Origin of the sequence: Mesorhizobium sp. M1A.F.Ca.IN.022.07.1.1, assembly GCF_003997575.1 — a bacterium.
Lineage (GTDB): Bacteria > Pseudomonadota > Alphaproteobacteria > Rhizobiales > Rhizobiaceae > Mesorhizobium.
Genome location: NZ_RZST01000117.1, coordinates 1 through 15,415, shown reverse-complemented (window position 1 = coordinate 15,415; position 15,415 = coordinate 1). Strand labels below are relative to the sequence as shown.

Here is a 15,415-nt window from a genome sequence, read left to right as displayed (position 1 = left end):
GCCATAAGGAGGCCATGACGACGACACCCGAGCCCGCCCGTTTTGCCCATGTCACGGATTGGGTATTCGACCTCGACAACACGCTCTATCCGCATCACTCGAACCTGTTCGCGCAGATCGACGTGAAGATGACTGCCTATGTCGGCGAGCTGCTGACGCTCTCGCGCGAGGAGGCGCGCAAGCTGCAGAAAGAGCTCTACCTGGAGTACGGCACGACGCTGAACGGGCTGATGGCGCGCCACGGCATCGACCCCGACGACTTCCTCGAGAAGGTGCACGACATCGACTATTCCTGGCTGGTGCCCGATCCGGTGCTCGGTGCCGCGATCCGCCAATTGCCGGGCCGCAAGTTCATTTTCACCAATGGGGACCGCAAGCATGCCGAGCGCGCCGCGCGCCAGCTCGGCGTATTGGATCATTTCGACGACATCTTCGACATCGTCGCGGCGGGTCTCAACCCCAAGCCGGCCCGCCAGACCTATGAGCGGTTCGCCGAGCTGCATTCCGTGACCGGCCACAACGCGGTGATGTTCGAGGACCTGGCGCGCAACCTCTCTGTGCCGAAATCGCTCGGCATGACGACGGTGCTGGTCGTGCCGCGCAATTTCGAGCCGACTTTCTCCGAGATCTGGGAGCGCGACCCGGCGAATGAGGACGACGTGGATTTCGTCACCGACGACCTCGCCGGCTTCCTGACGGCAATCGTCGAGGTCCCGGGCTGACCCAACTCCAGATTGCCGGCGCCGTCGTCAGAACTCGCTGGTCATTGCGGTAACGACGAGCGCGCACTCAGAGGCTGTAGAAGCGGCGAACGATGTCCCAGGCTTCGTCGGCGGTGTCGACGAAATCGATGATGTCCTGGTCGCCGGGCGAGATCGTGCCTTGCTCGGCAAGGAAGTCGAGGTCGATCGCCCGTTGCCAGAACGCCTTGCCGAACAGGATCACCGGCACGCGCTCCATGCGCCCGGTCTGGATCAGCGTCAGCGTCTCGAAGAATTCGTCCATCGTGCCGAAGCCGCCCGGAAACACGGCGACCGCCTTGGCGCGCATGACGAAATGCATCTTGCGGATTGCGAAATAGTGGAAGTTGAAGCAGAGCTCGGGCGTCACATAGGCGTTCGGCGCCTGCTCGTGCGGCAGCACGATGTTCAAGCCGATCGACGGCGCCCCAACATCGTCGGCGCCGCGATTGCCCGCCTCCATGACTCCCGGTCCGCCGCCGGTGACGACGACGAATTCGCGATAGTAGGACGTGGCCGACTGCTGCGAGCACAGCCGGGCGAACTTGCGCGCCTCTTCGTAATATTTGCTGTTCAGCTCGAGGTTCTTCTTCTGCGTCTCGTTCTTGGCGGCCCAGGCGGCGCCGCCCGGCTCGGGAAGCCGCGCCCCGCCGAACAGGATGACGGTCGAGCGGATGCCGCGCTCGGCAAGGATCATCTCCGGCTTCAAGAGCTCGAGCTGCAGGCGCACCGGACGCAATTCGCGCCGCGTCATGAAGTCGGGATCGTTCCAGGCCAGGCGATAGGTTTCGGCCCGCGTCTGCGGCGTGTCCGGCACGCTTTTCGACCGCTCGAGATCCTCGTCCGAATGGGGCAGCGGCGTCCAGCCCGCCTTTTCCATGGGTGTCATCGAATCCACCGTCCTAATTCCTTTACTTGCGCCGTCCCGTGACGCAGTCGCGATTGACCCCCATTAAGGCTTCACATAGGGTCCGCGCGATTTCAAAACAGGTTAAGGCGCAGGCCTTAACAGCTTTGTAATGGAGCAAATTCATGTCGAAGCCCGATCTGGCGAGCCTCGAAAAGACCATCGAAAAGGCCTTCGAGGAGCGCGATACGATTTCGACCGCGACCCGCGGCGAAACGCGCGACGCCATCCAGTCGGCGCTCGACTTGCTCGACCGCGGCGTGGTTCGCGTCGCCGAGCGGCAGGACGACGGCAAGTGGCTGGTCAACCAGTGGCTGAAGAAGGCGGTGCTGCTCTCCTTCCGGCTGAACCCGATGGAGATCATCAAGGGCGGCCCGGGCCACTCGGTATGGTGGGACAAGGTGCCGTCGAAGTTCGAGGGCTGGGGCGCGGTCGATTTCGAGAAGGCCGGCTTCCGCGCCGTGCCGTCCTCGGTCGTGCGCCGCTCGGCCTATGTTGCCCCGGGCGCGGTGCTGATGCCGTCCTTCGTCAATGTCGGCGCCTATGTCGATACAGGCACCATGGTCGACACCTGGGCCTCGGTCGGCTCTTGCGCCCAGATCGGCAAGAACGTGCATCTCTCCGGCGGCGTCGGCATTGGCGGCGTGCTGGAGCCGATGCAGGCCGGTCCGACCATCATCGAGGACAATTGCTTCATCGGCGCGCGCTCCGAGGTGGTCGAAGGCTGCATCGTGCGCGAAGGCTCGGTGCTCGGCATGGGCGTGTTCATCGGCCAGTCGACCAAGATCGTCGACCGCGCCACCGGCGAGGTCTTCTACGGTGAAGTGCCGGCAAATTCGGTGGTCGTCGCCGGCTCGCTGCCGGGCAAGCGGCTGCCAAATGGCGAGCCGGGCCCGAGCCTCTACTGCGCCGTCATCGTCAAGCGCGTCGACGCCAGGACCCGCTCCAAGACGTCGATCAACGAATTGCTGCGCGATTGATCTTTCCCGCGAACAGACGCACCCTCCGCCGGCGCGACATTCCGTCGCGCTGGTTCAACGGAGGGGCGTCATGGACTGGAAGTATCTGCTGACGAGTTTCGACGGCCGCATCAACCGGGCCAAGTTCTGGGCCGGCATCGGCATATTCATCGTCATCGCCATCATTGCGTTCATTCTCGACTCGATCCTCGGCACACGTTTCACCACCGCCGGCGGCGACCAGATCGGCATCCTCGGCATCCTGGTCGCGCTGGCATCGATCTATTTCGCGATTGCTCTCTATGCCAAACGCTGGCACGACCGTAACAAGTCGGGCTGGTGGACACTGATCGGCCTTATACCCATCATCGGCGGCATCTGGCTGCTCATCGAACTGGGCATGCTCGAAGGCACCAGGGGCGCCAATCAATACGGACCGGACCCGCTTGCCTGAAAAAGCAGACTTCATCTGGCTCTTCTTCAAAACCTCGGGCCGCGTCAGCCGCGCGGCTTATTTTCTCGGCGGATTGCTGGTTGCTATCGTCCAGGCCTTTCCGCTTTATCGCTTCACGCTGGTGCCGGAAGGTTCGGCCGAGAGCAACATGTGGTCGTTCGTCTTCTTCCTCACGTTCCTCGCCTCGTTGTGGTCGAACGTCGTGCTGGCAGTGAAGCGGCTGCACGACCTCGACAAGCCGGGCATCGCGGCGCTGGTGCTGTTCGTTCCCGTCGTGTCGATCGTTGCCTTCCTGGTGCTCTGCCTGTTTCCGGGACAGCCCGGATCCAATCGCTACGGCAGCCGCACGAATGCGCCGGCCGACCGCTAGCGCCGGATGATTTTTAGGTCGTTTCGACCTCAAATCTGATCCGGCTCTAAATCACAGAGATAACGCGTGATGTAATCGGTCGACGATGTCGCCATCCTTGGCGTCAACGAGACCGAGAATTTGAGCTCGAACCTGTCGCGCAGATATCACGCTGATCGAGGACCGCGGCTGACGTCGTCGGGCGTCAATCCGGGCGGACCGCGCCTGTCCGCTTCCGCCTGACACACCAGCGCCATGATGCGCTTCGTCACAGGCGCCGGCACGCCGGTCTTTTGCGCGAGCCGCAGTATCGCTCCCTGCAATTCGTCGACCTCGGTCGGCCGACGACGATGGAGATCGTCCCACATCGAGGAGCGCGCCTTGGGGTCGATCGCCAGCAGCCGCCGGGCCAGGATTCCGAACAGCCAGTCCGGAAGCCGCAGCACTTTCGGCAGCAGCCATGGGGGCGGCCCAGCGATGCGCGCCGGCTCGATACGACAAGCTTTCATTGCGGCCAGCGCCTCGTCGATCTGGTCCGCCAGAATGACGCGCCAGCCGCGGTCCGCCAATTCGGTCGCCAGCGGCAGATCGGAGAGCGCGACCAGCGCATTGTTGAGGTTCATCAGCAGTTTGCTCCACTGCACCGCCCTCATGTCGGCATGGGTTTCGACCCCAAGTCCTTCGACATCGAGCAGTGCTGAAAGGCCGGGCTCAGTATTCTCGATGATGACCATGCCGTCGCTGGCGCGGCGGACGCTGAACGGCGTCTCGCCATCCGGCGATTGCACGACGTTGAACGCAACCATACCGGCAAGCACGCGATGCGCGGGAAGCGCTCCACGCAGTTTGTCCGGATTGTCGACGCCATTCTGCAGGCTGATCACAATGGCATCGGGGCGGGCATGAGCCGCAACAAGCGCCGCCATCTCCTCGGTCGCGCCGCTCTTTACGGTGACCAGAACGATATCCGCGTTGCGCAGCGCCAGCGCCGGATCGTCGCTGACCGCCAGCGTCTCAGGCCCGATGCGTCTGTCGCGGCCGTCAAGATCGCTGATCCGCAGCCCGTCCTTGCGCAACGCCTCCACAATGCGGCCGCGGCCAAGGAAGACGACCTTACGCCCGGCGAGCGCTAGGCAGCCGCCGACATAGCAGCCGATGCTGCCGGCGCCGGCTATCGAGATCGTCTTTCCTTCTTTGGCCATGCGATCATCCCGTCCTGGCCCGCGCGACTATACGACACGACAACCATATTGTCGGCGGCTTGCTCGGCGAACATCTGCCACCGTGACAGGCCTGCCGCTTTCGACTATCGCTTTGCCCATGAAATTGCCGACCGACCCTGCCCAGAACCTTGCCGCCCTGATCCGCTGCCCTTCCGTGACGCCCGCCGAAGGCGGCGCGCTGCAGACCTTGGAAGACATGCTGAAGCCACTCGGCTTCGCCGTAGAGCGGCCGATATTCTCGGCAGATGGCACGCCGAACATCGAAAATCTCTATGCGCGCCGCTCCGGCAACGGCCCACATCTGATGTTTGCCGGCCATACCGACGTGGTGCCGGTCGGCGACGAGGCGGCGTGGACGCATCCGCCCTTTGCCGCCGAGATCGCCAATGGCGAGATGTATGGCCGCGGCGCCGTCGACATGAAAGGCGGCATCGCCTGCTTCATCGCCGCGGTGGCGCGCCACATCGAGAACAATGGCGGCCCGAAAGGCTCGGTCTCGCTGCTGATCACCGGCGACGAGGAAGGGCCGGCCATCAACGGCACGGTGAAGCTGCTCGACTGGGCTGCCGCCAAGGGCGAGAAATGGGACGCCTCGATCGTCGGCGAGCCGACCAATCCGGATGCGCTTGGCGATATGATCAAGATCGGCCGGCGCGGCTCGCTCTCCGGCAGCGTCATCGTCAATGGCCGTCAGGGCCACGCCGCCTATCCGCAACTTGCCGACAACCCGGTGCGCGGGCTTATGAGCCTTGTCGACGCGCTGCTCCATCCGGTGTTCGACAGGGGAACAAAGGATTTCCAGCCGACCAATCTGGAAGTGACGTCGATCGACGTCGGCAACCCGGCGACCAATGTCATCCCGGCCAAGGCCACCGCCACGTTCAACATCCGCTTCAACGACACTTGGGATGCCGAGACCGTCCAGGCCGAGATCCACAACCGGCTCGACCAGGCGGCGGGCCGCAAGAAATATCGGCCGGGCAAGAAGACCGCCGTCGACTACGAGCTTGTCTGGCGCGACCGGCCGAGCCATGTCTTCCTTACCCGCGACGAAAAGCTGATCGACACGCTGAGCGGTTCCGTGGCCGCGGTGGTCGGCAAGAGGCCTTCGCTCTCCACCTCCGGCGGCACTTCGGATGCGCGTTTCATCAAGGATTTTTGCCCGGTGGTCGAGTTCGGGCTGGTCGGCAAGACCATGCACATGGTCGACGAGCGCGTGGCGGTCGCCGATCTCGAGACGCTGACAGGGATATACGAGCGCTTTATCGAGGACTGGTTCGGACAAGGTCTGACGTGACCATGCTCTCAACGGACGAAACCTTTGCTTCGCTGGCCGGCGCCTGGCGGCTGATGCTCGGCAGGGCCGACGGCCTGCGCATGCTCGATCTGTCTGCGGACGGTTTTTGGAATTCCTTCTTCGCCATCGTCGTGGCGGCGCCGGCGCTGATCGTCGGCTGGGTCGGCATCGCCAATGAGATAGGCGATCCGAATGCGTTCGCCGGGCGGCTCGGCATGCTGCTCCGGCTGGCAACCGTCGACATCGGTTCCTGGGTGCTGCCGCTGGTGGCGCTTGCGCTGGTCGCGCCGCGCGCCGGCATCGGCAGCCGCTTCGTCCACTACGTCGTCGCCTCCAACTGGGCCTCCGCGATCATCGCCTGGCTGATGCTGCCGTCGGCGCTGCTGAGGCTGTTCCTGCCTTCGACCGACGAGGTCAGCGGCTTGGTCTCGCTGCTTCTGTTCGCGCTGTCGATGGTGCTGACCTGGCGCATGACCAACGCGACGATCGGCAAGGGCGCGGCTGTCGGCACCGCGGTGTTTGTCGGCATGTTCGTCGCCTCGCTGCTCGTCTTGTTCGGGCTGCAGGCGCTGCTCGGCATCGACATTCCGGACGGCGCGAGGGGCTAGGTCTCCGCGTCCTCTGCCGCGGCGGGTTTGTCAGCCGTCGCCGGATAATCCACCCCGACCAAGAACAGGCCGTCGGGCGGCGCTACCTGTCCGCAGGCTGCCCGGTTGCGCGCTTCGAGCGCTGCCTTGAGATCGGCGGCGCTCCAGGAGCCGTCGCCGACCCTGCGCAGTGAGCCGACCATCGAGCGCACCTGGTTGTGCAGGAAGGAACGCGCCGAGGTTCGCACCTCGATGAGATCTCCGGCGCGGGTGACATCGAGACGGTCAAGCGTGCGCACCGGGCTTTCGGCCTGGCACTGGGTGGAGCGGAAGGTGGTGAAATCGTGCCGCCCGAGCAGCACCTTCGCCGCCTCGTGCATGGCCTCGGCATCGAGCCGTTTCGGTACCCACCAGACCTTGCCCTTTTCAAGCGCCGACGGGGCGCGGCGGTTGAGGATGCGATAGAGATAATGGCGGCCGGTGGCCGAAAACCGCGCATCGAAATCGTTGGCGACGACGGCAGCCTTGAGGATGGCGATGCGCGCGCCGGCTGCCTGCAGATGGGCGTTGACGGCGTCGCGCACCTTGTCGCCCGCCCAGTCCCTGGCCAGATCCACATGGGCCACCTGGGCGGTCGCGTGCACGCCGGCATCGGTGCGGCCGGCGGCACGTATTCGCACCTCTTCGCCGCAGAACTTTTCGATCGCCTGCTCGATCGCCTGCTGCACCGAAAGCTGGTCCGCCTGATGCTGCCAGCCGGCGAATCGGCTGCCGTCATATTCGATATCGAGTCGAAAACGCGGCATGCCAGCTCTGCGTTCGCGCTCGCCTAGGCGGCCAGCGCGGTGAAGGCCGAAGCGTATAGCAGTCTGCCGGCCTCGGGCGCGTCGCCCCAGGCCAGCGCCTGCAGCGCCTCGCCCTGGTATTCGCTCTCGAATTTCTCGGCGCGGGCGTGGGTGTAGCCGAAGCGGCCGTAATAGGCCGGATCGCCGAGCACCACCGCCAAAGCCTCGCCGGCTTCCTTCAGGCGGACATGCGCCTCGCGGATCAGCGCGCCGCCGATGCCGGTGCCGTGGAAGGACGGCTCGACGGCCAGCGGCGCCAGCGCCACGGCCGCGAAGCGCTTGCCGCCGTTCTGCACAAAAAGCCTGGAAAACAGGATGTGGCCGACGACCTGGCCATCTTCTTCCGCAACCAGCTCGACGACGGCGTCGCCGCCGGTGACCAGCGCATCGACCAGGCCGGCCTCCGCCTGCTGGCCGAAGGCATGCTCTTCGACGAGGCGGATCGCCTCGCGATCCCGCGGCGTCGCCGCACGTATCGACATCATGCTCATTGGAGTTTCGTTCCTTTTTCGATCTTGGCCCCGCGCAAAAACTCCTGCGCGGCGGCGGGCCTTCCACCCGCCCGTTGAACTTCGACCAGCCGCACCGCGCCTGACCCGCAGGCGACCGTCAGCCGATCATCGAGAATACCTCCCGACTCGCCGACGCCGTTGGAAAGCGTCGAGCGAAGCAGTTTCAGCCGCTCCACGCGGCCACCAATTTCGACCTCGCACCACGCGCCCGGAAAGGGCGAGAGGCCGCGAATGTGATTGTGGACTTCGCCGGCAGGCCGCGTCCAGTCTACGCGTGTCTCCGATTTATCGATCTTTCGCGCATAGGTCACCCCTTCCGTCGCCTGCGGGGCAAATGTCAGACAATTTATCCCCAACTGTGCGAGCGCATCCACCATCAGCGAGGCGCCTCGAGCCATGAGGAGGTCATGCAATTCCCCGGCGGTCATATCGGGACCAATGGCGCATTTTTCAACCAATGCCACCGGGCCGGTGTCCAGCCCCTCTTCCATGCGCATCACCATCATGCCGGTTTCGACATCGCCGGCCATGATGGCGCGCTGTATGGGAGCAGCACCGCGCCAACGCGGCAAAAGTGAGGCATGGCCGTTGAGGCACCCGAGCCTGGTGGCCTCAAGAACGGGTTTCGGCAGAAGGAGGCCATAGGCGACGACCACGGCGACATCGGCCCGCAAACCGGCAAAGGCCTGCTGCTCGGTCTCTGCCTTGAGCGATGTCGGCGTGCGCACCTCGAGCCCGAGCCGTTCCGCCTCGCGCTGCACGGGCGAGGGCGTCAATTCCAACCCGCGCCGGCCGGCGGCGCGCGGCGGCTGCGTATAGACGGCGGCAATCTCGTGGCCGGCCTCGGCGATGGCGCTGAGCGTCGGCACGGAAAACTCCGGCGTGCCCATAAAGATGACGCGAAGGGGCATTTCTCCTGCCATGCTATGTTCAGGCGTCCGCTTCAAACGGGTTCACGAGCTTCAGGCCAAGCTCGTCGAAGTCACGAACATTGCGTGTCGCAAGCGTAGCGTCATGGGCCAGACAGATAGCCGCAATCATGGCATCGGAAAGACTGACCGGACGACCGAGATTTTCCCGCATTGCCCGAAGCTTGCCGGTAAGGCGAGGTACCGAGCCAGCAAAGTCAACGATGCGACCCGAAAACTGCTTCGAGATCAGATGGTCGAGAGCACGAACGTGCCGATCAGAGCCGGTCTTATTCAGAAATCTCTCGGCGCCGAAAGATTGTTCCATGACGACCGGGCCGCACAGGTAAAGATTGAGCAGATCCTGTTTGCGAAACCATTCGACCACGTTCGGATCAGGTGTGATCCTGCTTGCTTCGGAAACGACGTTGGTGTCGAGAATAATCAATCGAAACCCTCGACCAAGGGGCCAAAGTCCTGTTTCCTCGCAGCTTCGATTTCAGCCATTGTCTCAGCAAACTCGTTGTCAATTGCGCTTTCGTTTGCGAATGCGGAGCGGATACTCTCCCATGCTGAGAAGTTTGGCTCTAGCCTTCTTTCCTTTTCCACACTCATGCCCTTCCACAAAAGATCGATGGCTTTGCCCGATAGGCTCTGGCCGACTTTTCGAGCGGCTTGCTCAATTTCGCGCTTTAGGGGTTCTGGTACATTTCTGATTAGCATATCGCTCAAGGCTAAACCTCCAAATTGATATCATGATATCATGGTTAAGCGATTTGCTCAATCATACCCAGCACGGGTTTGCGCGGCGCTGAAGACTCTTCGGTAACTAAGTTCGAATGCTTTCCTCATATGATTCGGGCCTCTTGCCCCTTCGGAGCCATTCATATGAAGACTCGTCAAAAGACATTTGGGGCGTGTCGTACGCCAGGTTCAAATCGCTCGATGAGGAACTACGAAGGGCGAGTTGTCCAAACGACGTGAGCGGGCATTAGCTGTCTACCTCACGCCGCTTTTTGCAGTGGCATTAGTCGTGGTTTTGATATTCTCGCCAAAGTCTCGCGCGCTTGCGTTTGAGTTGGGTTCCAAAGCCATCGAAGTCGGGAAAGACTGGATCCTGCGTGGAATGCTCGAATGAGGTTCAGCCCGCCATCTTGCCCGGCGCCTTGTCCTTGGCGAGCTTCTTGAATTTCCTGACCACCATGTCGCGCTTCAGCTTCGAGATATGGTCGATGAACAGCACGCCGTTAAGATGGTCGATCTCGTGCTGCAGGCACGTCGCCATCAGGCCTTCGGCCTGCATCTCCTGCAGCTTGCCCTCGCGGTCGAGATATTTCACCCGCACCGCCGCGGGACGCTCGACCTCGGCATAGTAGTCAGGGATCGACAGGCAGCCTTCCTCATAGACCGAGCGCTCGTCGGAGCTTTCGAGGATTTCCGGATTGATGAAGACATGCGGCGCCGGCGGCTCGCCTTCCTTGGCGAGGTCGATGACCAGCAAACGCCGCGGCTCGCCGACCTGGATCGCCGCCAGCCCGATTCCCGGCGCGTCATACATGGTTTCCAGCATCTCGTCGGTGAGCTTGCGCAAGTCACCGTCGACGCGCTCGACCGGTTTGGAAACCTGGCGCAGGATTGGATCGGGAAGGATGATGAGCGGCTTGATCGACATGGCGTCTCACCTAAGACGTCGATGGAAAAGCGTCAACCGGGGCGGCTTTGACTTGTTCACGTTTTGATCTGTGCCAGCAGAGCGAATCGGTTATGCTGCCCAAATGAACGACATGACCTCGATCCTTTCGCAACCCGTGGCGCGGCTCGGCGCCACCACAATCAGGCTCGGCGAGGCGCTTGGCTTCGGAGCGCTGCTGCTGCTGACGCTGTTCCTGGCGCTCGTCATCGCGTTGTGGCGCGCGGGAAAGGCGCGCGCGGCAGCGGCGGCCGAAGCGGCCGACCATGCCCGCGACACCGAGGCCAGGATGGCGGACATTCTTCAGGCGCAGGCCGAGATGCAGGGTCGCATGGGCGCTATCGCCGAAGTGTTCGGCGCCAGGCAGGCCGAGCTCACCCAATCGCTCGGACAGCGGCTCGACGCCATGACCGGCCGTCTTGGCCAGACCATGGCCGAGCAGACCAAGTCGACGCATGAGAGCCTGGCCAAACTGCAGGAGCGGCTGGCGGTGATCGACACGGCGCAGGGCAACATCCAGTCTTTAGCCGGACAGGTCGTGCAGCTGCAGGCGATCCTCTCCAACAAGCAGACTCGCGGCGCCTTCGGCCAGTCGCGCATGGAGGCGATCATTGCCGACGGCCTGCCGCACGGCGCCTACGAGTTCCAGGCGAGCCTTTCCAACGGCAGCCGGCCCGACTGCCTGGTGCGGATGCCGAACGGCGCGCCGATGCTCGCCATCGACGCCAAGTTTCCGCTGGAGGCCTGGAATGCCATTCGTGCCGCCGAAGCCGCCGACTTGCAGAAGGCGGCGGCGCAGGCGTTCCGGCGCGACATCGAGGTGCATATCCGCGACATCGCGGAAAAATACCTGATCCAGGGCGAGACGCAGGACACCGCCTTCATGTTCGTGCCCTCGGAATCGGTGTTCGCCGAGATTCACGAGAATTTCGAGGCCGTAGTGCAGAAGGCGCACCGCGCCCGCGTCGTCATCGTCTCGCCGTCCTTGCTGATGCTGTCGATCCAGGTCATCCAGGCGATCCTGAAGGACGCGCGCATGCGCGAGCAGGCGCATCTGATCCAGGGCGAGGTCATCCGCCTGATGGAGGACGTGGCGCGAGTCGACGAGCGCGTGCGCCGGCTGCAGACGCATTTCGGCCAGGCGGCCAGGGATATCGACGACATCCTCGTCTCGACGACGAAGGTCACCAAACGCGGGCAGAAGATCGAGGCGCTGGAGTTCGCCGAGGGCGAACCCGAACCGCCACGCGGTCCTGCCAAGGTGGAGGCGGGCGCACGCGTGGCCGATTCCAAGACGGGTCAGCTCAGGCTGCGCGTCGTCGAAGGCGACGACTGAGCTGCCGTAACTCCGTTACTGCTCCTCGATGGTGGTGATGCCTTCGATCTCCGGCAGCCAGTGCAACGCCGAGCGGTGCCAAACCTGTCTTCTCGGCACCAGCTGGTCGCGCTGGCGCGCCGTGCCCACCCGAATGCCGTAGATTTTCGGTCCATCGCCAACCGACGTGGCATAGAGATGCGATCCGCATTCGCCGCAAAACCCCTGAGCGCGCTTGGCGCCGCTGGATCCGGTCTTGATGTAGACCTTCGGCGTGCCCTTGGTAATCCGGTAATCCTCTTCTGGCGCGCCCACTGTCACGCGAAAGGCCGTTCCCGTCAGTTGCTGGCAATCGGCGCAATGGCAGATCGAGGTCTTTTCGGGATCGACCTCCGCTTCGTAGGTGATGGCGCCGCAATGACACGCGCCGTCGATTCTCATTCGGCATGCTCCCAAAAGATTGCTTCGCTCAAATCTAATCCTCTTCGGAGGTCCCGGCGATAGCCTTACGCCTGCGCTCCCATGTGCCAGTCGCCTGCGGCTTGACGAACAGCCTGGTGATTTCGGGCATGTCGCTTTTCAGTCGCGCCTCCAGGCGTTCAACGCAGGCTTCGATCTCAGGCGCCGTGAGATGATCTTCGAATTCGATGCTTAGGCCTGCGACGATCTCCTCCGGGCCGATATGGACGCTCAGTATGCCGTTCGCCCGCTGCACGGCCGGGTCTTCCTGAGCGATCGCCAGAACCTTGCGGTGCACCTCGGGCGAAGCGGGCTCACCGATGAGCAGACCCTTGCTCTCGCGCGCCAAGAAGATGGCGGTGGCGCCGAGGATGACGGCGATGCCGATCGAGCCGGCGCCGTCGAGCTCGGGGATCGCCAGAAGTTCAGACGTAAGGATGCCCGCGAAGGCGACGACGAGGCCGAGCAGCGCCGCGCTGTCCTCGAACAGCACGGTGTAGACGCTGGGGTCCTTGCTGCGGCGCACCGCCTGAAACCAGCCCTGCTTGCCCTTTTGCTGGCGGAACTCCTTCAGCGCCACCAGCCAGGAACTGCCTTCGAACAGAAAAGAAAGACCAAGGACGATGTAATTGACCTTGGCGTTGACGATCGGCTCGGGCGCCATGATGTGGATGACGCCCTCATAGAAGGAAACGCCGGCACCCAGCGCGAAAACCAGAAGGGCGACGATTAAGCTCCAGAAATAGAGTTCGCGCCCATGGCCGAGCGGATGCGTGCGGTCGGGCGGGCGCGCGGCACGGCGCATGCCGTAAAGCAGAAGCGCGCCATTGCCGGTGTCGACCAGCGAATGCACGCCCTCCGACAGCATGGCTGAAGAGCCTGTGAAGGACGCTGCGGCGAATTTGGTCAGGGCGATCGCAACATTGCCGGCGAGCGCGGCGTAGATCACTCTTTTCGAGCCGCTATGCCCTGCCATGCGCTTCCGATCCTCTTCCAAGTGGGAGCTCAGCGGCCGCCGCCCAAAGCTCCACCGACAATGCGCCAGCCGCTCCGAGGTTCAGATGCCCCTATGCATTTCTGTTGCCTCGATCGATCCCGAGGTCGCGGGATCAAGGGAAAACGGTTGACATAGCGCAAGCCGGCTTTCGAAGCTGCAAGCGGCCTCTTGCGGTCGGGCGCTTCTCTTGTTTCACTTGTGCTGCCCACAAATCGGAGGAGCGAATCATGGCGAAAGGTGCGATGAAGGCGGGCAAGGAACCCCGCAAGCCGAAAAAGGACGCCAAGAAACCGGCCGCGGCCCCGGCTCCGAAGGCGCCGCCGGTCAAGGCGATGCGCATCAAGGAGAAGTAAGCCGTCAGCGCGGCCGATCCGTCTCGATGCGGATTTGAACCGGCGGCATGCCGAATGCTGCCGGTGTTTTGTTGATCGGGGTACAGAACTCACTATATCGGTACCGCGAGGACGACCTCGCTTCCCCGAAACCCGGCCGGGACGACCCGCCACGTCAAACGTCGAGCATTCGATGCTCGATCGATGGAGCGTTCGCGATGTCCTGGATCTTCCTTTTCTTCGCCGGCCTGTTCGAGATCGGCTGGGCGATCGGCCTCAAATATACCGATGGTTTCTCGAAGCCGCTGCCGACCGTGCTCACGATCGTCTCGATGATCGTCAGCCTTGGCCTGCTCGGGCTTGCGTTGAAGCTGCGCCGTCTTGGGCTCAACTGACACTGAGACATTGCCCGTCGGCACGGCCTATGCGGTATGGACCGGCATCGGCACTGTCGGCACGGCCTTGCTCGGCATCTGGCTGCTCGGCGAGCCGGCGACCGCAGTGCGGCTTGCCTGCATCGGCCTGATCGTCTGCGGCATCGTCGGGCTGAAGCTCGTCGGCTGATGCAGCACGAACGCGTTCAGGGCCGCTCCTGGCGACCCTGACTCATTTTCGAAACGAACTCGAACCTAGCGGGCCGAGAAGCCCGGAGGCGTGCGACCGACGCGCGCCTTGCGGGCGGCGTAGCGCGCATCGCGCTTGGCCTTGCGTTCGGCCTCCTCGGCGAGCAGGCGGGCGATGCGTTCGGTTTCCTCGGCTTCGCGGATCTTGGCCTCGGCAGCCGCTGCCTCTTCGGCAGCAATACGGGCCGCTTCGGCCACTGCCTCGCGTTCAGCCTTCTCGGCCGCTTCGCGCGCCAGCTTTTCCTGCTTCAACCGGGCCTTCTCGGCCTCGCGGATAGCACGGGCCTCGAGGATCGCCTTGCGTTCCGCCTGACGCGCCAGAACCGCTGGGTCGTCCGCCGCCGGCTTTGACTTGAAGCGCTCCAGGAGCGCCTTCTTTGCCTCGTTCGCGGCGTTGCGCCGCTCGAATATGTCTTTTTCCCTGTAAATAGCCAAGTCCACTTCCCTGAAGTCAATTCGCGACGCTTACATACGCGCGAAAGCGGTGAGTTCAAGCGCCAAAACGGTATGCCAGCCATGAAAATCTGGGCTGTTGCCGTCGGGATACGTCGTCGCGGCGCGATGCACTGTTCACAAATCGCGCCTCTGGCGGCTCTGGGGGCCGGTCGCTACCTCTAGCGCCAACAATCAACGCCAAGCGGCGCATCAGGATGCATGAAAATGGAACTTGGCCTCTACACTTTCGCGGATGTCAGCCCGGAGCCGGGCCCCGGCGCCATCGGCCCGCACGAACGGCTGCGCAACCTGACCGAGGAGGTCGAGCTGGCCGACCAGGTCGGTCTCGACGTGTTCGGCCTCGGCGAACACCATCGCCCCGACTATGCGGCCTCGGCGCCGGTCGTGGCGCTGGCCGCGGCCGCGGAGCGGACGAAGCGGATCAAGCTCACCAGCGCGGTCACGGTGCTTTCTTCCGACGATCCGGTGCGGGTCTTCCAGCAGTTCGCGACGCTCGACCTTCTGTCCGGCGGCCGCGCCGAGATCATGGCCGGGCGCGGCTCCTTCATCGAATCGTTTCCGCTGTTCGGTTACAATCTCGAGGACTATGACGAGCTCTTCGCCGAGAAGCTCGATCTCCTGCTTGCCATCCGCGACCAGGTGAAGGTGACGTGGCAGGGCAAGCTGCGCGCGCCGATCAACGGCCGCGGCGTCTATCCCCGACCTTTCCGGGACAAGCTGCCGATCTGGATCGCTATTGGCGGGACGCCGCAGTCCGCCGCC

The 15,415-nt window shown here is 63.5% G+C and carries 20 protein-coding genes and 1 pseudogene; 10 read left to right on the top strand and 11 right to left on the bottom strand.

Features of this window, described 5'->3' with window-relative positions; translation table 11 throughout:
• Nucleotides 1-14 precede the first annotated feature (14 nt).
• The gene (locus tag EOA75_RS15325; protein WP_067003034.1) at nucleotides 15-722 is read left to right on the top strand and encodes a pyrimidine 5'-nucleotidase; all 708 of its coding nucleotides are present in this window, start codon (nucleotides 15-17) and stop codon (nucleotides 720-722) included.
• 67 nt (nucleotides 723-789) lie between these two features.
• On the opposite strand, the gene EOA75_RS15320 is transcribed toward EOA75_RS15325, so the two are convergent.
• Entirely contained in the window at nucleotides 790-1,629 is an 840-nt protein-coding gene (locus tag EOA75_RS15320) for an LOG family protein (RefSeq protein WP_082953833.1), read from the bottom strand.
• Nucleotides 1,630-1,772: 143 nt separating this feature from the next.
• Between EOA75_RS15320 and dapD the strand changes: the two genes are divergently transcribed.
• From dapD to EOA75_RS15305, 3 genes are all read left to right on the top strand, one after another.
• The gene (gene dapD / locus EOA75_RS15315; RefSeq protein WP_127324582.1) at nucleotides 1,773-2,627 is read left to right on the top strand and encodes a 2,3,4,5-tetrahydropyridine-2,6-dicarboxylate N-succinyltransferase; all 855 of its coding nucleotides are present in this window, start codon (nucleotides 1,773-1,775) and stop codon (nucleotides 2,625-2,627) included.
• A gap of 70 nt (nucleotides 2,628-2,697) precedes the next feature.
• The gene (locus tag EOA75_RS15310; RefSeq protein WP_067323786.1) at nucleotides 2,698-3,060 is read left to right on the top strand and encodes a DUF805 domain-containing protein; all 363 of its coding nucleotides are present in this window, start codon (nucleotides 2,698-2,700) and stop codon (nucleotides 3,058-3,060) included.
• Nucleotides 3,053-3,430 carry a DUF805 domain-containing protein gene (locus EOA75_RS15305; RefSeq protein ID WP_067003040.1) on the top strand — a complete coding sequence of 126 codons (378 nt, stop codon included), beginning with the start codon at nucleotides 3,053-3,055 and terminating at the stop codon, nucleotides 3,428-3,430. The genes EOA75_RS15310 and EOA75_RS15305 overlap by 8 nt, the downstream gene beginning before the upstream one ends.
• Nucleotides 3,431-3,576: 146 nt before the next feature.
• Here the strand turns inward: EOA75_RS15305 and EOA75_RS15300 are convergent, their stop codons facing one another.
• A complete protein-coding gene (locus tag EOA75_RS15300; RefSeq protein WP_127215198.1) occupies nucleotides 3,577-4,611 on the bottom strand; it encodes a 2-dehydropantoate 2-reductase in 1,035 nt (344 codons plus the stop codon).
• Nucleotides 4,612-4,729: 118 nt separating this feature from the next.
• On the opposite strand from EOA75_RS15300, the gene dapE reads away from it, so the two are divergent.
• Both dapE and EOA75_RS15290 read left to right on the top strand, forming a co-directional pair.
• Nucleotides 4,730-5,929, top strand: a complete 1,200-nt coding sequence (gene dapE / locus EOA75_RS15295) for a succinyl-diaminopimelate desuccinylase (RefSeq protein WP_127215197.1) — start codon at nucleotides 4,730-4,732, stop codon at nucleotides 5,927-5,929.
• Between the two features lie 2 nt (nucleotides 5,930-5,931).
• Nucleotides 5,932-6,537, top strand: coding sequence for a transporter (locus EOA75_RS15290; protein ID WP_067003046.1), 606 nt, complete (start codon nucleotides 5,932-5,934; stop codon nucleotides 6,535-6,537).
• Here the strand turns inward: EOA75_RS15290 and truA are convergent.
• The 6 genes from truA to def form a co-directional block, all read right to left on the bottom strand.
• On the bottom strand, nucleotides 6,534-7,322 hold the full coding sequence (gene truA / locus EOA75_RS15285) for a tRNA pseudouridine(38-40) synthase TruA (protein ID WP_127324581.1): 789 nt from the start codon (nucleotides 7,320-7,322) through the stop codon (nucleotides 6,534-6,536). The two genes, EOA75_RS15290 and truA, sit on opposite strands and share 4 nt — an antisense overlap.
• Nucleotides 7,323-7,345: 23 nt before the next feature.
• Nucleotides 7,346-7,852, bottom strand: a complete 507-nt coding sequence (locus EOA75_RS15280; RefSeq protein WP_067323775.1) for an N-acetyltransferase — start codon at nucleotides 7,850-7,852, stop codon at nucleotides 7,346-7,348.
• Entirely contained in the window at nucleotides 7,849-8,784 is a 936-nt protein-coding gene (gene fmt, locus EOA75_RS15275) for a methionyl-tRNA formyltransferase (protein ID WP_067323773.1), read from the bottom strand. The genes EOA75_RS15280 and fmt overlap by 4 nt, the downstream gene beginning before the upstream one ends.
• A gap of 19 nt (nucleotides 8,785-8,803) precedes the next feature.
• Complete coding sequence (locus EOA75_RS15270; protein ID WP_067323771.1) at nucleotides 8,804-9,229, bottom strand: type II toxin-antitoxin system VapC family toxin; 426 nt, start codon at nucleotides 9,227-9,229, stop codon at nucleotides 8,804-8,806.
• Nucleotides 9,226-9,504, bottom strand: a complete 279-nt coding sequence (locus EOA75_RS15265; protein ID WP_082953832.1) for a plasmid stabilization protein — start codon at nucleotides 9,502-9,504, stop codon at nucleotides 9,226-9,228. Before EOA75_RS15265 ends, EOA75_RS15270 begins: the two co-directional genes overlap by 4 nt.
• 418 nt (nucleotides 9,505-9,922) lie before the next feature.
• Nucleotides 9,923-10,453 (bottom strand): peptide deformylase, encoded by a 531-nt coding sequence (gene def / locus EOA75_RS15260; RefSeq protein WP_127324580.1) that lies wholly within the window; start codon nucleotides 10,451-10,453, stop codon nucleotides 9,923-9,925.
• A 103-nt stretch (nucleotides 10,454-10,556) separates the two neighbouring features.
• Between def and EOA75_RS15255 the strand changes: the two genes are divergently transcribed.
• Entirely contained in the window at nucleotides 10,557-11,807 is a 1,251-nt protein-coding gene (locus EOA75_RS15255) for a DNA recombination protein RmuC (protein WP_127324579.1), read from the top strand.
• A 15-nt stretch (nucleotides 11,808-11,822) separates the two neighbouring features.
• On the opposite strand, the gene EOA75_RS15250 is transcribed toward EOA75_RS15255, so the two are convergent.
• Together EOA75_RS15250 and EOA75_RS15245 are read right to left on the bottom strand one after the other, a co-directional pair.
• Complete coding sequence (locus EOA75_RS15250) at nucleotides 11,823-12,227, bottom strand: GFA family protein (protein ID WP_127324578.1); 405 nt, start codon at nucleotides 12,225-12,227, stop codon at nucleotides 11,823-11,825.
• Nucleotides 12,228-12,261: 34 nt separating this feature from the next.
• Nucleotides 12,262-13,221: a cation diffusion facilitator family transporter gene (locus EOA75_RS15245; protein WP_127324577.1), complete on the bottom strand. Its 960-nt coding sequence runs from the start codon at nucleotides 13,219-13,221 to the stop codon at nucleotides 12,262-12,264.
• 248 nt (nucleotides 13,222-13,469) lie between these two features.
• Here EOA75_RS15245 and EOA75_RS35600 point away from each other — a divergent pair, with 248 nt between their 5' ends.
• Both EOA75_RS35600 and EOA75_RS15235 read left to right on the top strand, forming a co-directional pair.
• Nucleotides 13,470-13,595 (top strand): hypothetical protein, encoded by a 126-nt coding sequence (locus tag EOA75_RS35600; protein WP_082953831.1) that lies wholly within the window; start codon nucleotides 13,470-13,472, stop codon nucleotides 13,593-13,595.
• A gap of 197 nt (nucleotides 13,596-13,792) precedes the next feature.
• Nucleotides 13,793-14,138 (top strand): annotated as a pseudogene (locus tag EOA75_RS15235) (multidrug efflux SMR transporter).
• Between the two features lie 65 nt (nucleotides 14,139-14,203).
• Here EOA75_RS15235 and EOA75_RS15230 read toward each other — a convergent pair.
• Nucleotides 14,204-14,632 carry a DUF6481 family protein gene (locus tag EOA75_RS15230; RefSeq protein WP_095776825.1) on the bottom strand — a complete coding sequence of 143 codons (429 nt, stop codon included), beginning with the start codon at nucleotides 14,630-14,632 and terminating at the stop codon, nucleotides 14,204-14,206.
• 225 nt (nucleotides 14,633-14,857) lie between these two features.
• Between EOA75_RS15230 and EOA75_RS15225 the strand changes: the two genes are divergently transcribed.
• On the top strand, nucleotides 14,858-15,415 hold a 558-nt coding region (locus tag EOA75_RS15225; protein ID WP_127324576.1), incomplete at its 3' end, for an LLM class flavin-dependent oxidoreductase.

Excerpts from the sequence above, each read along its gene's own strand:
- EOA75_RS15265 (WP_082953832.1), bottom strand. The coding sequence starts at position 9,504 with ATGCTAATCAGAAATGTACCAGAACCCCTAAAGCGCGAAATTGAGCAA.
- EOA75_RS15325 (WP_067003034.1), top strand. The coding sequence starts at position 15 with ATGACGACGACACCCGAGCCCGCCCGTTTTGCCCATGTCACGGATTGG.
- fmt (WP_067323773.1), bottom strand. The coding sequence starts at position 8,784 with ATGCCCCTTCGCGTCATCTTTATGGGCACGCCGGAGTTTTCCGTGCCG.
- EOA75_RS15280 (WP_067323775.1), bottom strand. The coding sequence starts at position 7,852 with ATGAGCATGATGTCGATACGTGCGGCGACGCCGCGGGATCGCGAGGCG.
- def (WP_127324580.1), bottom strand. The coding sequence starts at position 10,453 with ATGTCGATCAAGCCGCTCATCATCCTTCCCGATCCAATCCTGCGCCAG.
- EOA75_RS35600 (WP_082953831.1), top strand. The coding sequence starts at position 13,470 with ATGGCGAAAGGTGCGATGAAGGCGGGCAAGGAACCCCGCAAGCCGAAA.
- EOA75_RS15320 (WP_082953833.1), bottom strand. The coding sequence starts at position 1,629 with ATGACACCCATGGAAAAGGCGGGCTGGACGCCGCTGCCCCATTCGGAC.
- EOA75_RS15290 (WP_067003046.1), top strand. The coding sequence starts at position 5,932 with ATGCTCTCAACGGACGAAACCTTTGCTTCGCTGGCCGGCGCCTGGCGG.
- truA (WP_127324581.1), bottom strand. The coding sequence starts at position 7,322 with ATGCCGCGTTTTCGACTCGATATCGAATATGACGGCAGCCGATTCGCC.
- EOA75_RS15300 (WP_127215198.1), bottom strand. The coding sequence starts at position 4,611 with ATGGCCAAAGAAGGAAAGACGATCTCGATAGCCGGCGCCGGCAGCATC.
- dapD (WP_127324582.1), top strand. The coding sequence starts at position 1,773 with ATGTCGAAGCCCGATCTGGCGAGCCTCGAAAAGACCATCGAAAAGGCC.
- EOA75_RS15310 (WP_067323786.1), top strand. The coding sequence starts at position 2,698 with ATGGACTGGAAGTATCTGCTGACGAGTTTCGACGGCCGCATCAACCGG.
- EOA75_RS15255 (WP_127324579.1), top strand. The coding sequence starts at position 10,557 with ATGAACGACATGACCTCGATCCTTTCGCAACCCGTGGCGCGGCTCGGC.
- EOA75_RS15245 (WP_127324577.1), bottom strand. The coding sequence starts at position 13,221 with ATGGCAGGGCATAGCGGCTCGAAAAGAGTGATCTACGCCGCGCTCGCC.
- dapE (WP_127215197.1), top strand. The coding sequence starts at position 4,730 with ATGAAATTGCCGACCGACCCTGCCCAGAACCTTGCCGCCCTGATCCGC.
- EOA75_RS15250 (WP_127324578.1), bottom strand. The coding sequence starts at position 12,227 with ATGAGAATCGACGGCGCGTGTCATTGCGGCGCCATCACCTACGAAGCG.